The organism is Fictibacillus sp. 5RED26 (assembly GCF_015903895.1).
GTDB lineage: Bacteria > Bacillota > Bacilli > Bacillales > Fictibacillaceae > Fictibacillus > Fictibacillus phosphorivorans.
This window is the reverse complement of sequence record NZ_JACZDU010000005.1, coordinates 207,502-221,019: the sequence shown is the minus strand read 5'-3', so window position 1 is coordinate 221,019 and position 13,518 is coordinate 207,502. Positions and strand designations below refer to the sequence as shown.

Below are 13,518 nucleotides of genomic sequence, written 5' to 3'. Positions count from 1 at the left end.
CAAAAAGGCTTCTCTTTTCTTACGTCAGTATGTTTATCCATCTGTAGATCGTCCAGCATCCTATGCCTAGATTTACTCCATATAATGCCGCTAGCATGACTTTGTTACGATGAGTAACGAGCTGCACGAAATATAATGTCCCCCATAGGATGAGAATAAGCAATGCCCATATGAGGCTGCGATCATTTCCTTGCATGACTGCTCCATAGCTAAAGATCCATGTATACGGAAGTAAGAGGCTTCCTGTAATAAAGTACATGCTATGAACACCGTGTGTTTGAAGTTTGTTAGCTAGAGGTGCTTCTTTAATCATTAGCCCATAAAGTAAACATATCCCAATGGCGATACCAAGGAAAAATCCGATCTGAAAAATCTCATAAAAGAATACAGGCAATACGGAAAATGCCTCTAACCAAAACAATCTGCTAAAAAAAAGTATGGTTAGTCCGAACAAGATATAAGGAATGGAATAAAGCGTGCGAATCCCCTTCCAAACTGTATGACCTAACAAGAGTAAGCCATAAATAAAAAACAAAAAACCCAGCAGTTTGCTGGAAAAAAGCATCAGGAAACTGTATAAACAGAAAAGAACGGCAAACGCAATATGATAGAAGTAATCATATTTTGTATGCCTAGCTTTTTCGAACGTATTATTTATTAAAATCATGTTGCACCTGCCAAGACTAGTCGTGTTTATACATTTATCGTCAAAGACTGGTTATTTTTCAAGTTAGTCCTTTGGCACTTTAACCACGCCTCGAATGTGCCAGAGATGAATGAGCTCTAATCGTTTTCGATATTGTTTCGCCTGAAGCCTTCCTTTTTTGTATCTTTTCTTCAATAGCTGCATATAATCTTCAATCTTGATATGATAGTCATCCATTCTTTTACCCACCCTCACCAATTATCTCATTGTCATATTCCCGAATTTAGTCGAAATGTAACATGAAATTTTAAATAAATGAGAAAAAGTAAGGAAAAAGGATTACTCGCCTAATTGCTTAATATCGTTCAATAAGTCAGTGTACACTTTCACATCTTCTAGCAAACCACTCTTCTCCAAGAAATCAGGGGTTATTTCTCCATTCTCTACCGCAGTTAAATATTTATCTATTCCATCTTGGAACGTTTGATTCTGTTCCATCACCTGATTATGAATATCTTCAAATACAGACGGTGGGGATAGTTCATTAAATTCTTCAATCGTCGTATTCATGTCTTGTAGTGCCTTCTCTAACTCAACACGTGCATTCTGATCTGAGACAGCTTTCTCAGCTAATGAAGGAATTTCTTTAGAAAATTGTTGAACATCGTTAATGTATTCAGTTGCTTCTGGTACATAATTAATACCGTTCGTTACGTCTTCCACCGCTGAACAACCTGTAAGAACACTGAATGATAAAAGAACTGCCAATAGTGTTTTTTTCATATGATCTCCTCATTTCGTTTGGGTTTACTATATTTGAATCTCTTGTATTCGATTTTTCACTAATTATTTTATACGAGTTTGCCGAAAATAAGTTTCGAAATAGGACAATCTAATACTAGTCCAAAAAAGAAAGGCTGATCAACATGGCTAAAAAAGATAAAGAAAATGAAGGAAAAAAAGATTTATATCTAGACGTTGACCGGATGATGAATGAAGGAATGGCCGGTGGTACGGTGGCTGACAAAAAAGATTTGAATCAGATCGGCTATGATTCTGGAATAACTGAGCAAGAAGAACCACCAGTAAAAATAGATAAAAACAAGTAGAGCCGCTCATGTGAACGGCTCTTTTCTTTATGACCTTAACTTGTTAATCAAGCTTAAAACCTCTTTGTACCTCTGTTCGAGATTTGCTTTTTCCCTTACGTCTAAACATGTGGAAAGCTGACTGATCAGTTCCGTCATCTCAAACTGCAGCTTGAGCAACTTATCGGCATCCTCCTGATCACCGTCGTTCTGATTTTCGTTTCGTTTATTATACTCTGCATAATTTCCTTCGAACCAAAATGCTTTTGGTGGCTCTAGCTCTAAAATGTGTGTAGCTGTCTTTTCCATTAGACGTCTATCGTGTGTGGCCAAGATGAACGTACCGGGATAGGCTACCAAGACTTCTTCTAACGCTTCTCTTGTAAACAAATCCAAGTAATTGGAAGGTTCATCTAACAACAATACATTGTAGTCACTCAAGAATAGTTTCGCTAAAGCGGTTTTCATCTTTTCGCCGCCACTTAATACTTCTACTGGTTTAAAAACATCCTCACGTTTAAACAACATTCTAGCTAAGACTGTTCTCACCCATGTTTCATCGTAAAGACTATGTTCCATCACGTTCTCAAGAATACTTTTTAGTGGATCTAAAATATTTAGATGCTGGTGGAAGTAGCCTACTTTGAGCTGATTGGACTTTACGATCGTTTCATTTCCGTTATAGATTTCTTGAAGCAAGGTGGATTTCCCGGTTCCGTTCTTGCCTGTCAAAACGATCTTCATCCCCGGTTTTACAGAGAACGTAAGATTTTTAATCAGCTGCTTCCCATTAAATCCTAGAGTGAGATCTTTAACTGCTAACACTTGCTTACCATGAACTCTAGAGAATCGCTGTATATCGAATTCAACATTTCGCTGTTTCTTTGGCTTTTCTTTCTTATCGAGCATTTCAATTCTTTTTTCGATTACTTTTGATTTTTTCTCAAGTGAACGCTTTGCATTTTGAAGTTTTCCTTTTCCTAACTTTGCTTCACTATAAGACATGCGTGATGGTTTGTTCTTCATGTCTTTCGCTTTAACCGCTTTTTCAATAGCCGTTTTCTCTAGCCTTGTTTTTTCTTTTACATATTGTTCATATTCAAAATGCTTTCTCTTTAGCTGCTGATCTTTTTGGATCAGATAATCTGAATAGTTGCCAGGGTACGTTGTGAATGTTTGTTGATCCAAATCAATTATCTTTGTACATACCATATCTAAAAATACCCGGTCATGAGAGACGAGTAATAGCGCTCCTTTAAAATGTTGAAGAACTTCTGCGAGCTGATCCATTCCTTCAACATCGAGATGAGAAGTAGGTTCATCTAAGATGAGGATATCTGGATTTTGTTCTAGGGCAGCAGCAATTTGAGTACGCGTTCTTTCACCACCACTCATCGTGTCATAACTTTTGCCCTGCAGATTCCATGCTGCCTCACTTTTTGAAGTAATACTTTGCTCTCCTTGTTCAAATTGACTCACGATCGCTAGGGTTCCGTAATGCTGGACGGTTCCAGCATCTCTTTCCTCCGTTTCTGCCAGTAATTTGAGAAACGTTGACTTTCCAGTACCGTTCAAACCAACTAAACCCACTCGGTCGTTAGCAAAAAGTTGTAGCGGTTCTGTTTGCTTTAAAATTAATTTTCCATCATACGATTTTTCTAGATGCTTTGCTTCTAATAAAAGCATAAAAAAACCTCCCCTATTAACTAGAGAGGTCTGCCCAAGCCAAAATAGATATCACAAAAAAAACGTAGTAGTGTGTTTTTTTGCAAACAAAAAACAGGCCTGTAATGAAGTCCTAAAAATGGGCAGAGAAATCCTATCTAGCGTTCTACTTTTTATTTAAGTAAATGGCTAAAATCAGATTAATTGCGCATTGGACGTATACACCTGTTCCTTCCGTTGTTTTCCTAAATTGTAAGCGAGCTCATAGCTGTTCGTCAAGCTTACACTCACTACTCCTGCACCCAGTTCAGATTGACCTTTCGTTGATTAGCTCCAGGTCGTGTATCTTTTAATAACCGAATAAACAACAACCCTTTTCGATAAAAAGCTTGAACAGGCTCCTGAAGAACTTTTTCAGGTAAATGAATCTCTCGATTAAAAGTACCAAGTTGAAATTCCTCTGAACTTAAGTGATAGGAATCTAGCGTCAATGATAACTTGCCTTGTACGGTCAGCTTAAACGGGTCGACCATCACTTCAACATCCTCTGTGCGATTCAAACCGGGAAGTGCCAACACACAGCATATTTCCTGTGGTGTGTCATAGATGTTACAAAGCGGACTTTCGTTATTTTGATTAGCATTCGACCTTTGATTCTGATTCGGCGTAAAGAACTGATCACCAAAGTATTCTTCGGCCATCCTTTTCCAGTCCATCATTTGTTTCCAAGTGTCCAATTCAATCACCTCTTATGAAGGCGGCCCTAAAGGAACAGAAGGAGTATCTGGATCCGGAATCTGAGGGGCAGGACCTGTAAAACCGCCTGTGTTAAATAATTGCGATATCGGCTGTATAACCCCGGCGCTTCCTATTTGGAGCACAGATGAGTTTTGTATGCCATCCACTCTTATCTGCTGAATAACGATCGTCTGACTAACAAAAAGGTTCATGATTCCTCCTCCTCACTTTCCGGATTAGGATTAGTTAAGAAATTACGAACATGCTTAACACGAGATTGAAGCTTTATATCATGGACTGATCCGATATGAAGGATCGATGAACTGGACACCCCAAGAATATCTATTTTTCCAACTCTGATATATGGGTTCGCATGATACGTTTGTTTAATCTTATACACCGGACAAACTGGAACTAATACCGGCTGTGAAAAAACTTTGTATTTGCTGTATGGAACATTGAAGGTTCCAAACTTTGTACTTTCTCTCTGGATAGCAAGAGCTGCAGAAAAACTATTGATCTTGTCAGTATCTCCTGTTTGTAGGACACCTGAATTAGCAAGTGAATTTAGGATGACACAGTCTACGACAGATGTTCGATACATAGTGCACCTCTTATAGGGGAACGAGTGATGTACCTAAAACCAATGATTCAGGAGGTGTGTCAAAGGCAGAACCCAAGCTGATACAATCTGTATCTCCGATTAATACGACCGATGACAGCCCCACGCCGATGATGTTAATCTCTCCCACAAACAACTCATGATTGGTTACGCAAAATTTCACTTTCATCCCCTCCAGTAGACTTAGAATCTCTCAAATGCACGATAAAAGTTTCGATTCCACGATAGATGTCCTCTTTTGTTTTTTGAATGATATCTCTTCTTCCCCGCTCATCCTTAGGCTCATATTTAGTCAGATAGTGCTTGATTCTTCCTGGAACTTGTCGCTGAACATCTTCTAATATGAAGATTCGATAAGGTTCATCTAAAGGAATATTCATTTTACTTTCAAGTGATTTTAAATAGACAGGAGCTTCTTTCTCAAAAAAACCATCCATCACTTGAATCATCTCACGGTAGTTTGGATTTTCAATCGTACTTCGTTCCATCTTTCCTGGCATCTGAAGTGTATTCTGACCAATATTGAACTGTTCGATCAAGTCTTTGCTATCATCTGAATGCCCAAGTCCAATGTGCAGAGTGCCTTCGAGTTTTTCTATCTTTAACTGATCAAACTTATATTCTACATTTTGAGGTTGGGACGATAGATCGCTCACTTGTTTCTTTAATGCTTTTATCTGGTCTTCTAAGTCTCTTATCTTATCATTCTGATCGAGAATCATCTGTTGAAGCTTGCTCAAGTAATAGTTGCTCTCTTCATTCATACAATCAGCTCCTTAGTTAGATGTATGCCTTCTACCTAAGGAATTTGCTTGTTGTTTAAAAATTTGCTGCTGCGTTACTATCATTTACATCAGGGTCTTGCGTAAACGTAACATTATAGCCGTTCTCTAGACGAAGATTATCCCCTGTATTGAACGATCCTGCCCCGGCATACGTTTTCGCATAACTTACTGGGCATATGGTCTGGACGTCTCCTACATGAAAAACGCTGCCGCTCGATATGGAGTTTACTGATACAGATCCCACAATTGCTGGCATATACGTTCATCCCCACTTTCAAGTACTTCTCACATAATATGCATCCGCCCAATCTTTTGTGCCTAAACCTTCCCATTCACCATTAGGCTTCTACCTACATAACTTATCTGTAAAGGACGACGTCACAATCGTTATTTCTTAGACAAAGGGAGGTGCTAAAAGTGCCCTGTTTAATTGTAGCTCCTATCAATATTAATGCGGCAGAAGGGGTTGTGAATTTTGGCGATACCCTCGTCATCAATCCCAAATCAACAGGCAAAGGATACAACGGCTCTGGCGGAGGAAACACAGGGAATTTTATACAAACAACCAATGTGGTTAACGCAACAAACACATTAGATCCTGATATCTTTGATTCAAATAATGCCGGCAATGCTTAGGGGGTATAAGGATGTTAGGCAAAGGTCCAATCATGCCTTTTTTTAATAACCGTTCTATGGATGACTGGCTAAAATCTTTTGACCAATATGTCAACAAAGGACTCACTCAGTTTGAGAAATTTGCAGACCAGATGTCTTTTGAAGTGGATACAGAAGAAACAGCGGACGACTACAAGATTCGTGCAAATCTAAAAGACTATAACCCAGAAGATCTTCAGATTGAAATCCTCAATCAAGGACTTCAAATAAAGGCACAACGAGAAGAAATCCGATCCACAAAAAATAAAAGAACAGGACATTTTCAACAAAGAAAGTCCATGAAACGAACGGAGCGGTTCGTACAATTGCCTTTTATGTTTAGAAACGAAGATGTAAACGCTCAATATACGAATGGGATCTTAACCATTTCCGTTAACAAAAATGGCGGAGAAGTGATGAATCCGACCGTACCCATACAAGTAAATTCAAACGAGACCAGCGGTACAGTTGCTGAGAACAGCATGAACGCTAATAACACAACGAATCAAACAACTGACAACGGGCAGTTTGAATAGTAGGTGCAGCTTTTAGATCTCATTTCAAGATGTACTTCTTGTGACTTGATGTGTGTTGAGGCTTTAGATCCCAACAAAAAAAATGCTGATACGAAAGGATGAGGCATTCAACCTTTCATGTCAGCTTTTTCTTTTATCTTCCTAGTGTCGGTGCTATCCACACCTCGCCGGTCCCTTCAAAAACGTGCAGGTAACCCTCTCCACTTGTCGCCGAACCGATGATAGAAGAGGAAGCTCGTTTAACAGAAAAATCGATATCCCCTTTTCTTAAAAGTGCAAAGTTACCATCCACTTGAAGTTTTTCATCATGAAGCTGTACCTTCATAATCTGTTGAAGCGGAACAGGACTTTGAAGCACGCAAAAGCCAGAGCCTCTTAATCTCGTTTGAAACAGCCCGTCTTCTCCTTTTATAGAAGAAGTTAGTTTTTGTCTGGCTACACCTAATTGAACGGATGGTTCTGCCGCATAAAACATTCCGCGATCAGCAACTACTTCTTCGTCATTTAAGTTCAACAACAAATAGTGACCATACGACGGCTCTAAGTAGATTTCTCCCGTTCCTTCATACAATGGTTTAAACAAAGATTCTTCCGTTAAAATATTGGAAGCCATCTTCTTCATGAATCCTCCAACTCCACCTGCATTACTTTTCAGTCCTAGATCACCTTTCATAAACTGCAATGCTCCCGCCTCAGCTTGAACAGCTCCTTGGCGCAATGTGATACGAACTTGTTTTAACGATATCCCGGTTTCTTTGGCATAATATGAGGAACTTGAACCTGCACTTGTTACAGGCAACTGCTTATATTCAAGGACTTCAAATGTCGCTCGACGTCCTTCTTCTTTTTCAATAACGGTAAAAAGAGATTCATTCATAACCATCATCCTCCTCTTCCTAGCATAACAAACTCTGACTTTGTTTAAACAAAGCGTGGTATAATTCACACAAAGATAATGACTATTGCTAAAAGAATAAGAGAGAGGCGTGATTAGACGTGCAAAACAAAATCATTCTTGTAACAACTGACTCATTTGGTACTGGCAATGATCCTGCTCTTGGAGAAAATGTAATGGAAACGTATTTTACTGTTTTAAAACAGCAATCTGATCTTCCAGCTGCTATCTTTTTCATGAATCGCGGCGTATATTGTCTCACAGAACAGTCTCTATGTTCGCTGCATCTTAAGGAAATTGAAGAAAAAGGTGTTAAAGTATTCGCCTGCAAGACATGTGTTGACCACTATAACGTTGAAAATGAGCTTGCGGCTGGGGAAATTTCAGGAATGGCACACTTTGTAGAGCTTTCTGCTACATATGAAGTGATTACGATTGCATAATATATAAGTGATTCAAGGTATTTTTTACGCACTCGATGTTGGGATTGAATGTGGTTGATTTCCGCTCCAGGTTGCTCGCTTTCCGCGGGGCAGGCGGTGAGCCACTTGCCGCTTTGCGCCACTAAATGTCTCACCTGCCCACCTGTCCCGCAGGAGTCTCGCACCTTCCACTCCAATCAACTTGCAATGAAGTGAAGAAAAAAATTTAAGGGCAACAATCCTCGAACAAAAAAGAAGATTATCTACTTCCCATCTTCGTTTTTCTTCTAATTAATGTGACATAAAAAAGCGTACACCTAATTTGCCGGTGTACGCTTTTTTAGTTCTATCTTTTTTCTTCTCGTATGATTCTCTTTTCTCTAGTCGTTGCCTCGTCTCGGATAACGGGTTCTTCTCTAATCACCGTTTCACGATGAACGTGATCTGCTTTTCTTACTGAGAAAAGCCTTTTTAGCAGCATGCCCACTACGCCATACACAATGATTGCAACAATCGTAGACAATTCGATCAGAAATCCATTGGCTAGTTCGACGTTTGGAAAAATCGCTGCAAATGGTAATAGAAGCGGTTGGCTCAGACCGTATATTAGCTGTGCGAAAGCTGCTCCTTCATTTGCATTAAACAGCTGGAAAATAAAACGTAAAATTAAGATAAGCTGAATGATACCGACTATGAATGAAATAATTGTGGCTGGAACGGAACGCCTCATCGCAATTCCCTCATTTCATTGGATTTGCTACTAAACATACCCTTCTTTTCACAACATTAAGCATGCTCAATCGGTTTATTACTTTGGTCATACTGGCTTAGCCAATTCTCCGTAAAGTCTACGAGTTCTTTCTGTGGAATCAGTCGACAATCAGCCATCCCAACTTTTCCTTTCTTGACTGGATAACTATTTTGCTCGTAAACCTCTCCAATCTCTTCAAACAATTCTTCTCGATAAGAAATCTGAGTGAACGACTTCCAAACTCTTTTTCCATCGCTAAAAAACGGGCTAGCATTTTGTTCTGTTTTGGGTGACGGTACGCGATGTTCTGCTAAGTGCATGGAGGTATTCGAATCATAGTCTACACCTAATAAAAGAATATGACCTTGAAGTTCGTAAACTCTTCCAAGAGGTGACTGTTCGCCTAAACCGAAATCAACTGAATGATCGTTTATGATCGTTTCTTTATTTTTGCCCCATGCAGCAAAAGATTCTGTTGGATGATTGCTTCTTAAGACACCCGGAAACGTGCGAAATGCTTCTACAATCGCTCCCATAAAATAGGTCGGTGTTACAGCTGGATCAAACGCAGGCATCTCTTCTATGATTGTTGGCCACCAATCCTTTGGAACTGGTGGATTCAGCCACCCTGCCGGATCAGAATAATGAGCCGTGTGTGTAGGCATAACCAATGTTCCTTCTTCTGTAATAACGTCCATTAACGCTTGCACAACTGCAACAGGTCCTCCTACAACCCAACCTAGCGACTTCAAGCTAGAGTGAACGATAACAGTCATTCCTTTTTTTAATCCTAATAATCTAAGATCCTCTGCTAAAGTCACCCTCGTTTTTGGATAATCTGTATGTAATTCTATACTACTCACACTTCTCACAACCTTCAGCTTTTTATGTACCCTCATTATACCAAAAGAAATGGAATACTTTGGCTATGGCTGATTTTGATTATTTTTGATTGTTTATGATTGAAAAATGTAAGGGCTTACGTTAAAATGATGTCAAAGATAAAGAACATTTGGAGGTGTCAGGATGCTTACACCTGAAAGACATCGTAAGATTATTGAAGTTTTAGGCGAAAAGTCAGTAGTAACCATACAAGAACTCGTAGAAGCAACAGCGTCCTCTGAGTCTACGATACGCAGAGATTTAAGTCAGTTGCAGAAAGAAAAGAAATTAAAACGCGTACATGGGGGAGCATCACTTACTCACCAAAAAAGTGAGGAATTGAGCGTTTATGAAAAATCCGAGAGAAACGCTGTAGAAAAACAAAAAATTGCACAGTATGCATGCGACTTAGTTGAGACTGGAGATTGTATCTATCTCGATGCAGGTACGACAACACTAAAGATGATTCCTCATCTAAAGGATAGAGAGATTACGGTTGTAACGAATGCCATCTCACACCTCGATGCGTTAAGTGAGCACGAGATTAAGACGTACTTGATAGGTGGACTCGTAAAGTCTAAAACGAAAGCACTGGTTGGGAGCAGTGCGATTAAGAGTTTGAGTTCCTATCGATTTGACAAGGTGTTTCTTGGGATGAACGGCATTCATATGGAGGCAGGCTTCACTACGCCAGATCCGGAAGAGGCCGCAGTAAAAGGTTTAGCAATCTCTCTTTCACAAAAAGCATTCATATTAGCTGATCATACGAAGTTTCATGAGACTTCGTTCTCAAAAGTAGCAGACTTAAGTGAGGCTATTATTATTACGAACGAAATTGATGATGACGTCATCTATGACTTTCAAGACAAGACAGAGATAAGGGTTGTGACACCATGATTTATACTTGCACACTCAATCCATCCATCGATTATATAGCTCGAGTGGAAGATTTTAAAGAAGGACATTTAAACCGCACATCAGACACATTTGTATACCCCGGTGGAAAAGGCATCAACGTTTCACGCGTCCTAAAGCATCTTGGAATAGACAGTACTGCACTTGGATACACCGGTGGCTTTACTGGTGCTTTTTTAAAAGACTTTTTAACAGAAGAGCAAATTCTTCATGATTTTATAAATGTTTCAGAAGTTACGAGAATTAATGTGAAGCTCAAGTCTCATAAGGAAACAGAGATTAATGGTCTTGGACCTTCTATCTCTATAGAAAAACAACATGATTTACTTCAAAAGATCGACCACATGAGCGAAGGTGATTTCCTCCTTCTTGCTGGAAGCATTCCACCATCGATCTCAGAGGATTTTTATGCAGAGATCGCAAAAAAGTGTAAAGACCAAGGCATTCACGCGGTCATTGATACGGCTGGAGAAGCACTGCGGAAGACGTTATCGTTTCAGCCCTTTTTAATCAAACCAAACCACCATGAACTGGGAGAACTTTTTCAAACAAACGTTAACAGTAAAGAAGATGCTATTTTTTACGGCAAAAAGCTGTTAGAAGCTGGTGTACAGAATGTCATCGTTTCTATGGCTGGAGATGGCGCAATCTTTCTTAACAAAGATACTGTCCTAATATCAAACGTACCCGTTGGAACCGTTAAAAATTCAGTAGGTGCTGGTGATTCGGTTGTAGCAGGATTCCTATCTCAGATCATCCAAGAGCGTGACCTCTCAACCGCGTTTCAATACGGAGTCGCTGCAGGAAGTGCCACTGCTTTTTCAGAAGACTTGTGCACGCTAGAACAGGTAGAATCGTTACGCAAACAGATCGTTATAGAAGAAGTAACACGATAACGAGGAGGAATGATGATGAAAATCACGGATTTATTAACAAAAGATACAATCTTATTAAACTTACAGTCTCAATCCAAAGAAGCAGTAATCGATGAATTAATTGAGAAACTGCATACAGCTGGAAAACTAAGTGATAAAAAAGGATATAAAGAAGCAATCTTAGCCAGAGAAAGCCAAAGTACAACAGGTATTGGTGAAGGAATCGCCATACCTCATGCAAAAACAAATGCTGTAAGCGAGCCTGCTATCGCTTTCGGCCGTTCAACAGACGGCATCGATTATGAATCTTTGGATGGTCAAAACGCGCATCTGTTTTTTATGATTGCTGCATATGAAGGCGCTAACAATGACCATTTAGCAACACTCTCTAGACTCTCAAGCTTTTTGATGGACCCTAATTTCAGATCGAAACTCCAATCTGCTACAACAGAAAAAGAGATCTTAGATGCGATTGATGCTAAAGAAAAAGAGATGGAGAAAGAAGATGCTCCGACCTCTTCTTCATCAAAACAAAAAATACTAGCCGTTACAGCCTGTCCTACAGGAATTGCTCATACGTATATGGCCGCTGATGCGCTAAAAGCAAAAGCGAAGGAAATGGACGTCTACTTAAAAGTAGAAACAAATGGTTCGAGCGGAATTAAAAACGCACTTACGAAAGAAGATATTGATGAAGCTCATGCGATTATTGTCGCTGCAGACAAACAAGTTGAGATGGAGCGTTTCAACGGCAAGCACGTAATTCAAGTCCCAGTTGCTCAAGGAATTCGAAAGCCTCAACAGCTCATTCAGCAAGCGTTAGATCAAGATGCACCCGTTTATAAAAGTAACGGAGAAACCAAGGGTGTTGATAATAAGAAAGCTGCTTCACCAGGAGGAAGATCTGGTTTTTATAAACACTTGATGAGCGGTGTCTCCAACATGCTTCCCTTCGTTGTTGGTGGAGGAATCTTAATCGCGATCTCGTTTATTTTCGGCATTAACGCAGCTGATCCTAAAGATCCTTCTTATCATCCGATCGCTGAAGCACTGAGCACGATAGGTGGCGGTAACGCGTTTGCTTTAATGATTCCTGTATTAGCAGGTTTTATTGCGATGAGTATCGCAGATCGTCCAGGATTTGCGCCTGGTATGGTCGGAGGATTTATGGCCGCAACAGGCGGAGCTGGTTTCCTTGGCGGGCTGATCGCTGGTTTCTTAGCAGGATATTTAGTTCTTGGATTAAAAAAGTTGTTTAGCAGCTTGCCTCAATCACTAGAAGGAATCAAACCTGTTCTTCTTTATCCTTTATTCGGTATCCTTCTCACCGGTCTGATCATGATGTTCATTGTGATTGAACCCGTGAAAGCATTGAACGACGCATTAACGTTGTGGTTAAAAGGGATGGGAACCGGAAATCTTGTATTCTTAGGTTTAATTCTAGGCGGAATGATGGCTGTCGATATGGGGGGACCTATCAATAAAGCGGCATTCACATTCGGTATCGCGATGATCGATGCAGGTAACTTTGCCCCACATGCAGCCATTATGGCTGGTGGTATGGTGCCACCACTTGGTCTCGCACTATCAACAACATTGTTTAAAAAGAAATATACAAAAGCAGAGCGAGAAGCAGGGAAAACAAATTACATTATGGGAGCTTCTTTTATTACAGAAGGTGCTATACCATTCGCCGCTGCCGATCCTGGTCGTGTAATCCCGGCCGCCGTTATAGGATCCGCTGTAGCTGGTGCATTGTCTATGGTATTCGGCATCGGACTTCCCGCTCCACATGGAGGCGCGTTCGTTATCCCAATCGTAAACGGAAATCCGTTGTTATATGTATTAGCGATTCTGATCGGTTCAATCGTTACCGCTTTTATCGCGGGTATTCTAAAAAAAGAAGTTCAAGAAGACAAAAAAGAACTCGCAGCGTGATGTGAGGGGGAAAATTGAAACAGAAAAAGGATAAAACTAACTCGCCATGACGAGAAGTTTTATCCTTTTTCTTATGTGATGTTTTATTAACTAAATCAATATACTC

20 protein-coding genes are annotated in these 13,518 nt (G+C 39.9%); 7 read left to right on the top strand and 13 right to left on the bottom strand.

Annotated features, from left to right (window positions below; genetic code table 11):
• Positions 1-19 precede the first annotated feature (19 nt).
• The 3 genes from IHV10_RS17955 to IHV10_RS17945 form a co-directional block, all read right to left on the bottom strand.
• Entirely contained in the window at positions 20-667 is a 648-nt protein-coding gene (locus tag IHV10_RS17955) for a hypothetical protein (RefSeq protein ID WP_197132676.1), read from the bottom strand.
• Between the two features lie 63 nt (positions 668-730).
• Positions 731-883: a hypothetical protein gene (locus tag IHV10_RS17950; RefSeq protein WP_191754565.1), complete on the bottom strand. Its 153-nt coding sequence runs from the start codon at positions 881-883 to the stop codon at positions 731-733.
• 102 nt (positions 884-985) lie between these two features.
• Positions 986-1,429: a DUF6376 family protein gene (locus IHV10_RS17945; protein WP_197132673.1), complete on the bottom strand. Its 444-nt coding sequence runs from the start codon at positions 1,427-1,429 to the stop codon at positions 986-988.
• Positions 1,430-1,572: 143 nt separating this feature from the next.
• On the opposite strand from IHV10_RS17945, the gene IHV10_RS17940 reads away from it, so the two are divergent.
• Positions 1,573-1,755, top strand: coding sequence for a hypothetical protein (locus IHV10_RS17940; protein WP_197132670.1), 183 nt, complete (start codon positions 1,573-1,575; stop codon positions 1,753-1,755).
• A 27-nt stretch (positions 1,756-1,782) separates the two neighbouring features.
• Here the strand turns inward: IHV10_RS17940 and abc-f are convergent, their stop codons facing one another.
• The 7 genes from abc-f to IHV10_RS17905 form a co-directional block, all read right to left on the bottom strand.
• Positions 1,783-3,420, bottom strand: a complete 1,638-nt coding sequence (gene abc-f / locus IHV10_RS17935; protein ID WP_197132667.1) for a ribosomal protection-like ABC-F family protein — start codon at positions 3,418-3,420, stop codon at positions 1,783-1,785.
• Between the two features lie 269 nt (positions 3,421-3,689).
• Positions 3,690-4,136 (bottom strand): Hsp20/alpha crystallin family protein, encoded by a 447-nt coding sequence (locus IHV10_RS17930; RefSeq protein ID WP_197132664.1) that lies wholly within the window; start codon positions 4,134-4,136, stop codon positions 3,690-3,692.
• A gap of 12 nt (positions 4,137-4,148) precedes the next feature.
• Positions 4,149-4,349, bottom strand: a complete 201-nt coding sequence (locus IHV10_RS17925) for a spore germination protein GerPB (protein WP_197132661.1) — start codon at positions 4,347-4,349, stop codon at positions 4,149-4,151.
• The gene (locus IHV10_RS17920; RefSeq protein WP_197132658.1) at positions 4,346-4,741 is read right to left on the bottom strand and encodes a spore germination protein GerPE; all 396 of its coding nucleotides are present in this window, start codon (positions 4,739-4,741) and stop codon (positions 4,346-4,348) included. The genes IHV10_RS17925 and IHV10_RS17920 overlap by 4 nt, the downstream gene beginning before the upstream one ends.
• A gap of 10 nt (positions 4,742-4,751) precedes the next feature.
• Positions 4,752-4,922 (bottom strand): spore gernimation protein GerPD, encoded by a 171-nt coding sequence (locus tag IHV10_RS17915; RefSeq protein WP_370568727.1) that lies wholly within the window; start codon positions 4,920-4,922, stop codon positions 4,752-4,754.
• Entirely contained in the window at positions 4,897-5,523 is a 627-nt protein-coding gene (gene gerPC / locus IHV10_RS17910; protein ID WP_197132655.1) for a spore germination protein GerPC, read from the bottom strand. The genes IHV10_RS17915 and gerPC overlap by 26 nt, the downstream gene beginning before the upstream one ends.
• A 55-nt stretch (positions 5,524-5,578) precedes the next feature.
• A complete protein-coding gene (locus tag IHV10_RS17905; RefSeq protein ID WP_066391062.1) occupies positions 5,579-5,800 on the bottom strand; it encodes a spore germination protein in 222 nt (73 codons plus the stop codon).
• A gap of 161 nt (positions 5,801-5,961) precedes the next feature.
• On the opposite strand from IHV10_RS17905, the gene IHV10_RS17900 reads away from it, so the two are divergent.
• Positions 5,962-6,180 carry a spore germination protein gene (locus IHV10_RS17900; RefSeq protein ID WP_066391061.1) on the top strand — a complete coding sequence of 73 codons (219 nt, stop codon included), beginning with the start codon at positions 5,962-5,964 and terminating at the stop codon, positions 6,178-6,180.
• An 11-nt stretch (positions 6,181-6,191) separates the two neighbouring features.
• Complete coding sequence (locus IHV10_RS17895) at positions 6,192-6,734, top strand: Hsp20/alpha crystallin family protein (RefSeq protein ID WP_197132652.1); 543 nt, start codon at positions 6,192-6,194, stop codon at positions 6,732-6,734.
• 133 nt (positions 6,735-6,867) lie between these two features.
• On the opposite strand, the gene IHV10_RS17890 is transcribed toward IHV10_RS17895, so the two are convergent.
• Positions 6,868-7,611: an AIM24 family protein gene (locus tag IHV10_RS17890; RefSeq protein ID WP_197132649.1), complete on the bottom strand. Its 744-nt coding sequence runs from the start codon at positions 7,609-7,611 to the stop codon at positions 6,868-6,870.
• A gap of 119 nt (positions 7,612-7,730) precedes the next feature.
• Here IHV10_RS17890 and IHV10_RS17885 point away from each other — a divergent pair, with 119 nt between their 5' ends.
• A complete protein-coding gene (locus tag IHV10_RS17885) occupies positions 7,731-8,072 on the top strand; it encodes a DsrE family protein (RefSeq protein WP_197132644.1) in 342 nt (113 codons plus the stop codon).
• 325 nt (positions 8,073-8,397) lie between these two features.
• Here IHV10_RS17885 and IHV10_RS17880 read toward each other — a convergent pair whose 3' ends face one another.
• Both IHV10_RS17880 and IHV10_RS17875 read right to left on the bottom strand, forming a co-directional pair.
• A complete protein-coding gene (locus IHV10_RS17880) occupies positions 8,398-8,781 on the bottom strand; it encodes a YggT family protein (protein WP_197132642.1) in 384 nt (127 codons plus the stop codon).
• A gap of 56 nt (positions 8,782-8,837) precedes the next feature.
• Positions 8,838-9,665, bottom strand: coding sequence for an aminoglycoside N(3)-acetyltransferase (locus IHV10_RS17875; protein WP_370629676.1), 828 nt, complete (start codon positions 9,663-9,665; stop codon positions 8,838-8,840).
• Positions 9,666-9,828: 163 nt separating this feature from the next.
• Here IHV10_RS17875 and IHV10_RS17870 point away from each other — a divergent pair, with 163 nt between their 5' ends.
• From IHV10_RS17870 to IHV10_RS17860, 3 genes are read left to right on the top strand one after another with little or no spacing between them, the layout of a single operon-like run.
• Positions 9,829-10,581, top strand: coding sequence for a DeoR/GlpR family DNA-binding transcription regulator (locus IHV10_RS17870; RefSeq protein ID WP_197132636.1), 753 nt, complete (start codon positions 9,829-9,831; stop codon positions 10,579-10,581).
• Complete coding sequence (gene pfkB, locus IHV10_RS17865; RefSeq protein ID WP_197132634.1) at positions 10,578-11,495, top strand: 1-phosphofructokinase; 918 nt, start codon at positions 10,578-10,580, stop codon at positions 11,493-11,495. The genes IHV10_RS17870 and pfkB overlap by 4 nt, the downstream gene beginning before the upstream one ends.
• A 15-nt stretch (positions 11,496-11,510) precedes the next feature.
• Complete coding sequence (locus tag IHV10_RS17860; RefSeq protein WP_197132632.1) at positions 11,511-13,412, top strand: PTS fructose transporter subunit IIABC; 1,902 nt, start codon at positions 11,511-11,513, stop codon at positions 13,410-13,412.
• Positions 13,413-13,518 lie beyond the last annotated feature (106 nt).

What these genes read in the sequence shown, in the direction of transcription:
- IHV10_RS17955 (WP_197132676.1), bottom strand. Translation starts at nt 667, where the DNA reads ATGATTTTAATAAATAATACGTTCGAAAAAGCTAGGCATACAAAATAT.
- IHV10_RS17950 (WP_191754565.1), bottom strand. Translation starts at nt 883, where the DNA reads ATGGATGACTATCATATCAAGATTGAAGATTATATGCAGCTATTGAAG.
- IHV10_RS17945 (WP_197132673.1), bottom strand. Translation starts at nt 1,429, where the DNA reads ATGAAAAAAACACTATTGGCAGTTCTTTTATCATTCAGTGTTCTTACA.
- IHV10_RS17940 (WP_197132670.1), top strand. Translation starts at nt 1,573, where the DNA reads ATGGCTAAAAAAGATAAAGAAAATGAAGGAAAAAAAGATTTATATCTA.
- abc-f (WP_197132667.1), bottom strand. Translation starts at nt 3,420, where the DNA reads ATGCTTTTATTAGAAGCAAAGCATCTAGAAAAATCGTATGATGGAAAA.
- IHV10_RS17925 (WP_197132661.1), bottom strand. Translation starts at nt 4,349, where the DNA reads ATGAACCTTTTTGTTAGTCAGACGATCGTTATTCAGCAGATAAGAGTG.
- IHV10_RS17920 (WP_197132658.1), bottom strand. Translation starts at nt 4,741, where the DNA reads ATGTATCGAACATCTGTCGTAGACTGTGTCATCCTAAATTCACTTGCT.
- gerPC (WP_197132655.1), bottom strand. Translation starts at nt 5,523, where the DNA reads ATGAATGAAGAGAGCAACTATTACTTGAGCAAGCTTCAACAGATGATT.
- IHV10_RS17905 (WP_066391062.1), bottom strand. Translation starts at nt 5,800, where the DNA reads ATGCCAGCAATTGTGGGATCTGTATCAGTAAACTCCATATCGAGCGGC.
- IHV10_RS17895 (WP_197132652.1), top strand. Translation starts at nt 6,192, where the DNA reads ATGTTAGGCAAAGGTCCAATCATGCCTTTTTTTAATAACCGTTCTATG.
- IHV10_RS17890 (WP_197132649.1), bottom strand. Translation starts at nt 7,611, where the DNA reads ATGAATGAATCTCTTTTTACCGTTATTGAAAAAGAAGAAGGACGTCGA.
- IHV10_RS17880 (WP_197132642.1), bottom strand. Translation starts at nt 8,781, where the DNA reads ATGAGGCGTTCCGTTCCAGCCACAATTATTTCATTCATAGTCGGTATC.
- IHV10_RS17870 (WP_197132636.1), top strand. Translation starts at nt 9,829, where the DNA reads ATGCTTACACCTGAAAGACATCGTAAGATTATTGAAGTTTTAGGCGAA.
- pfkB (WP_197132634.1), top strand. Translation starts at nt 10,578, where the DNA reads ATGATTTATACTTGCACACTCAATCCATCCATCGATTATATAGCTCGA.
- IHV10_RS17860 (WP_197132632.1), top strand. Translation starts at nt 11,511, where the DNA reads ATGAAAATCACGGATTTATTAACAAAAGATACAATCTTATTAAACTTA.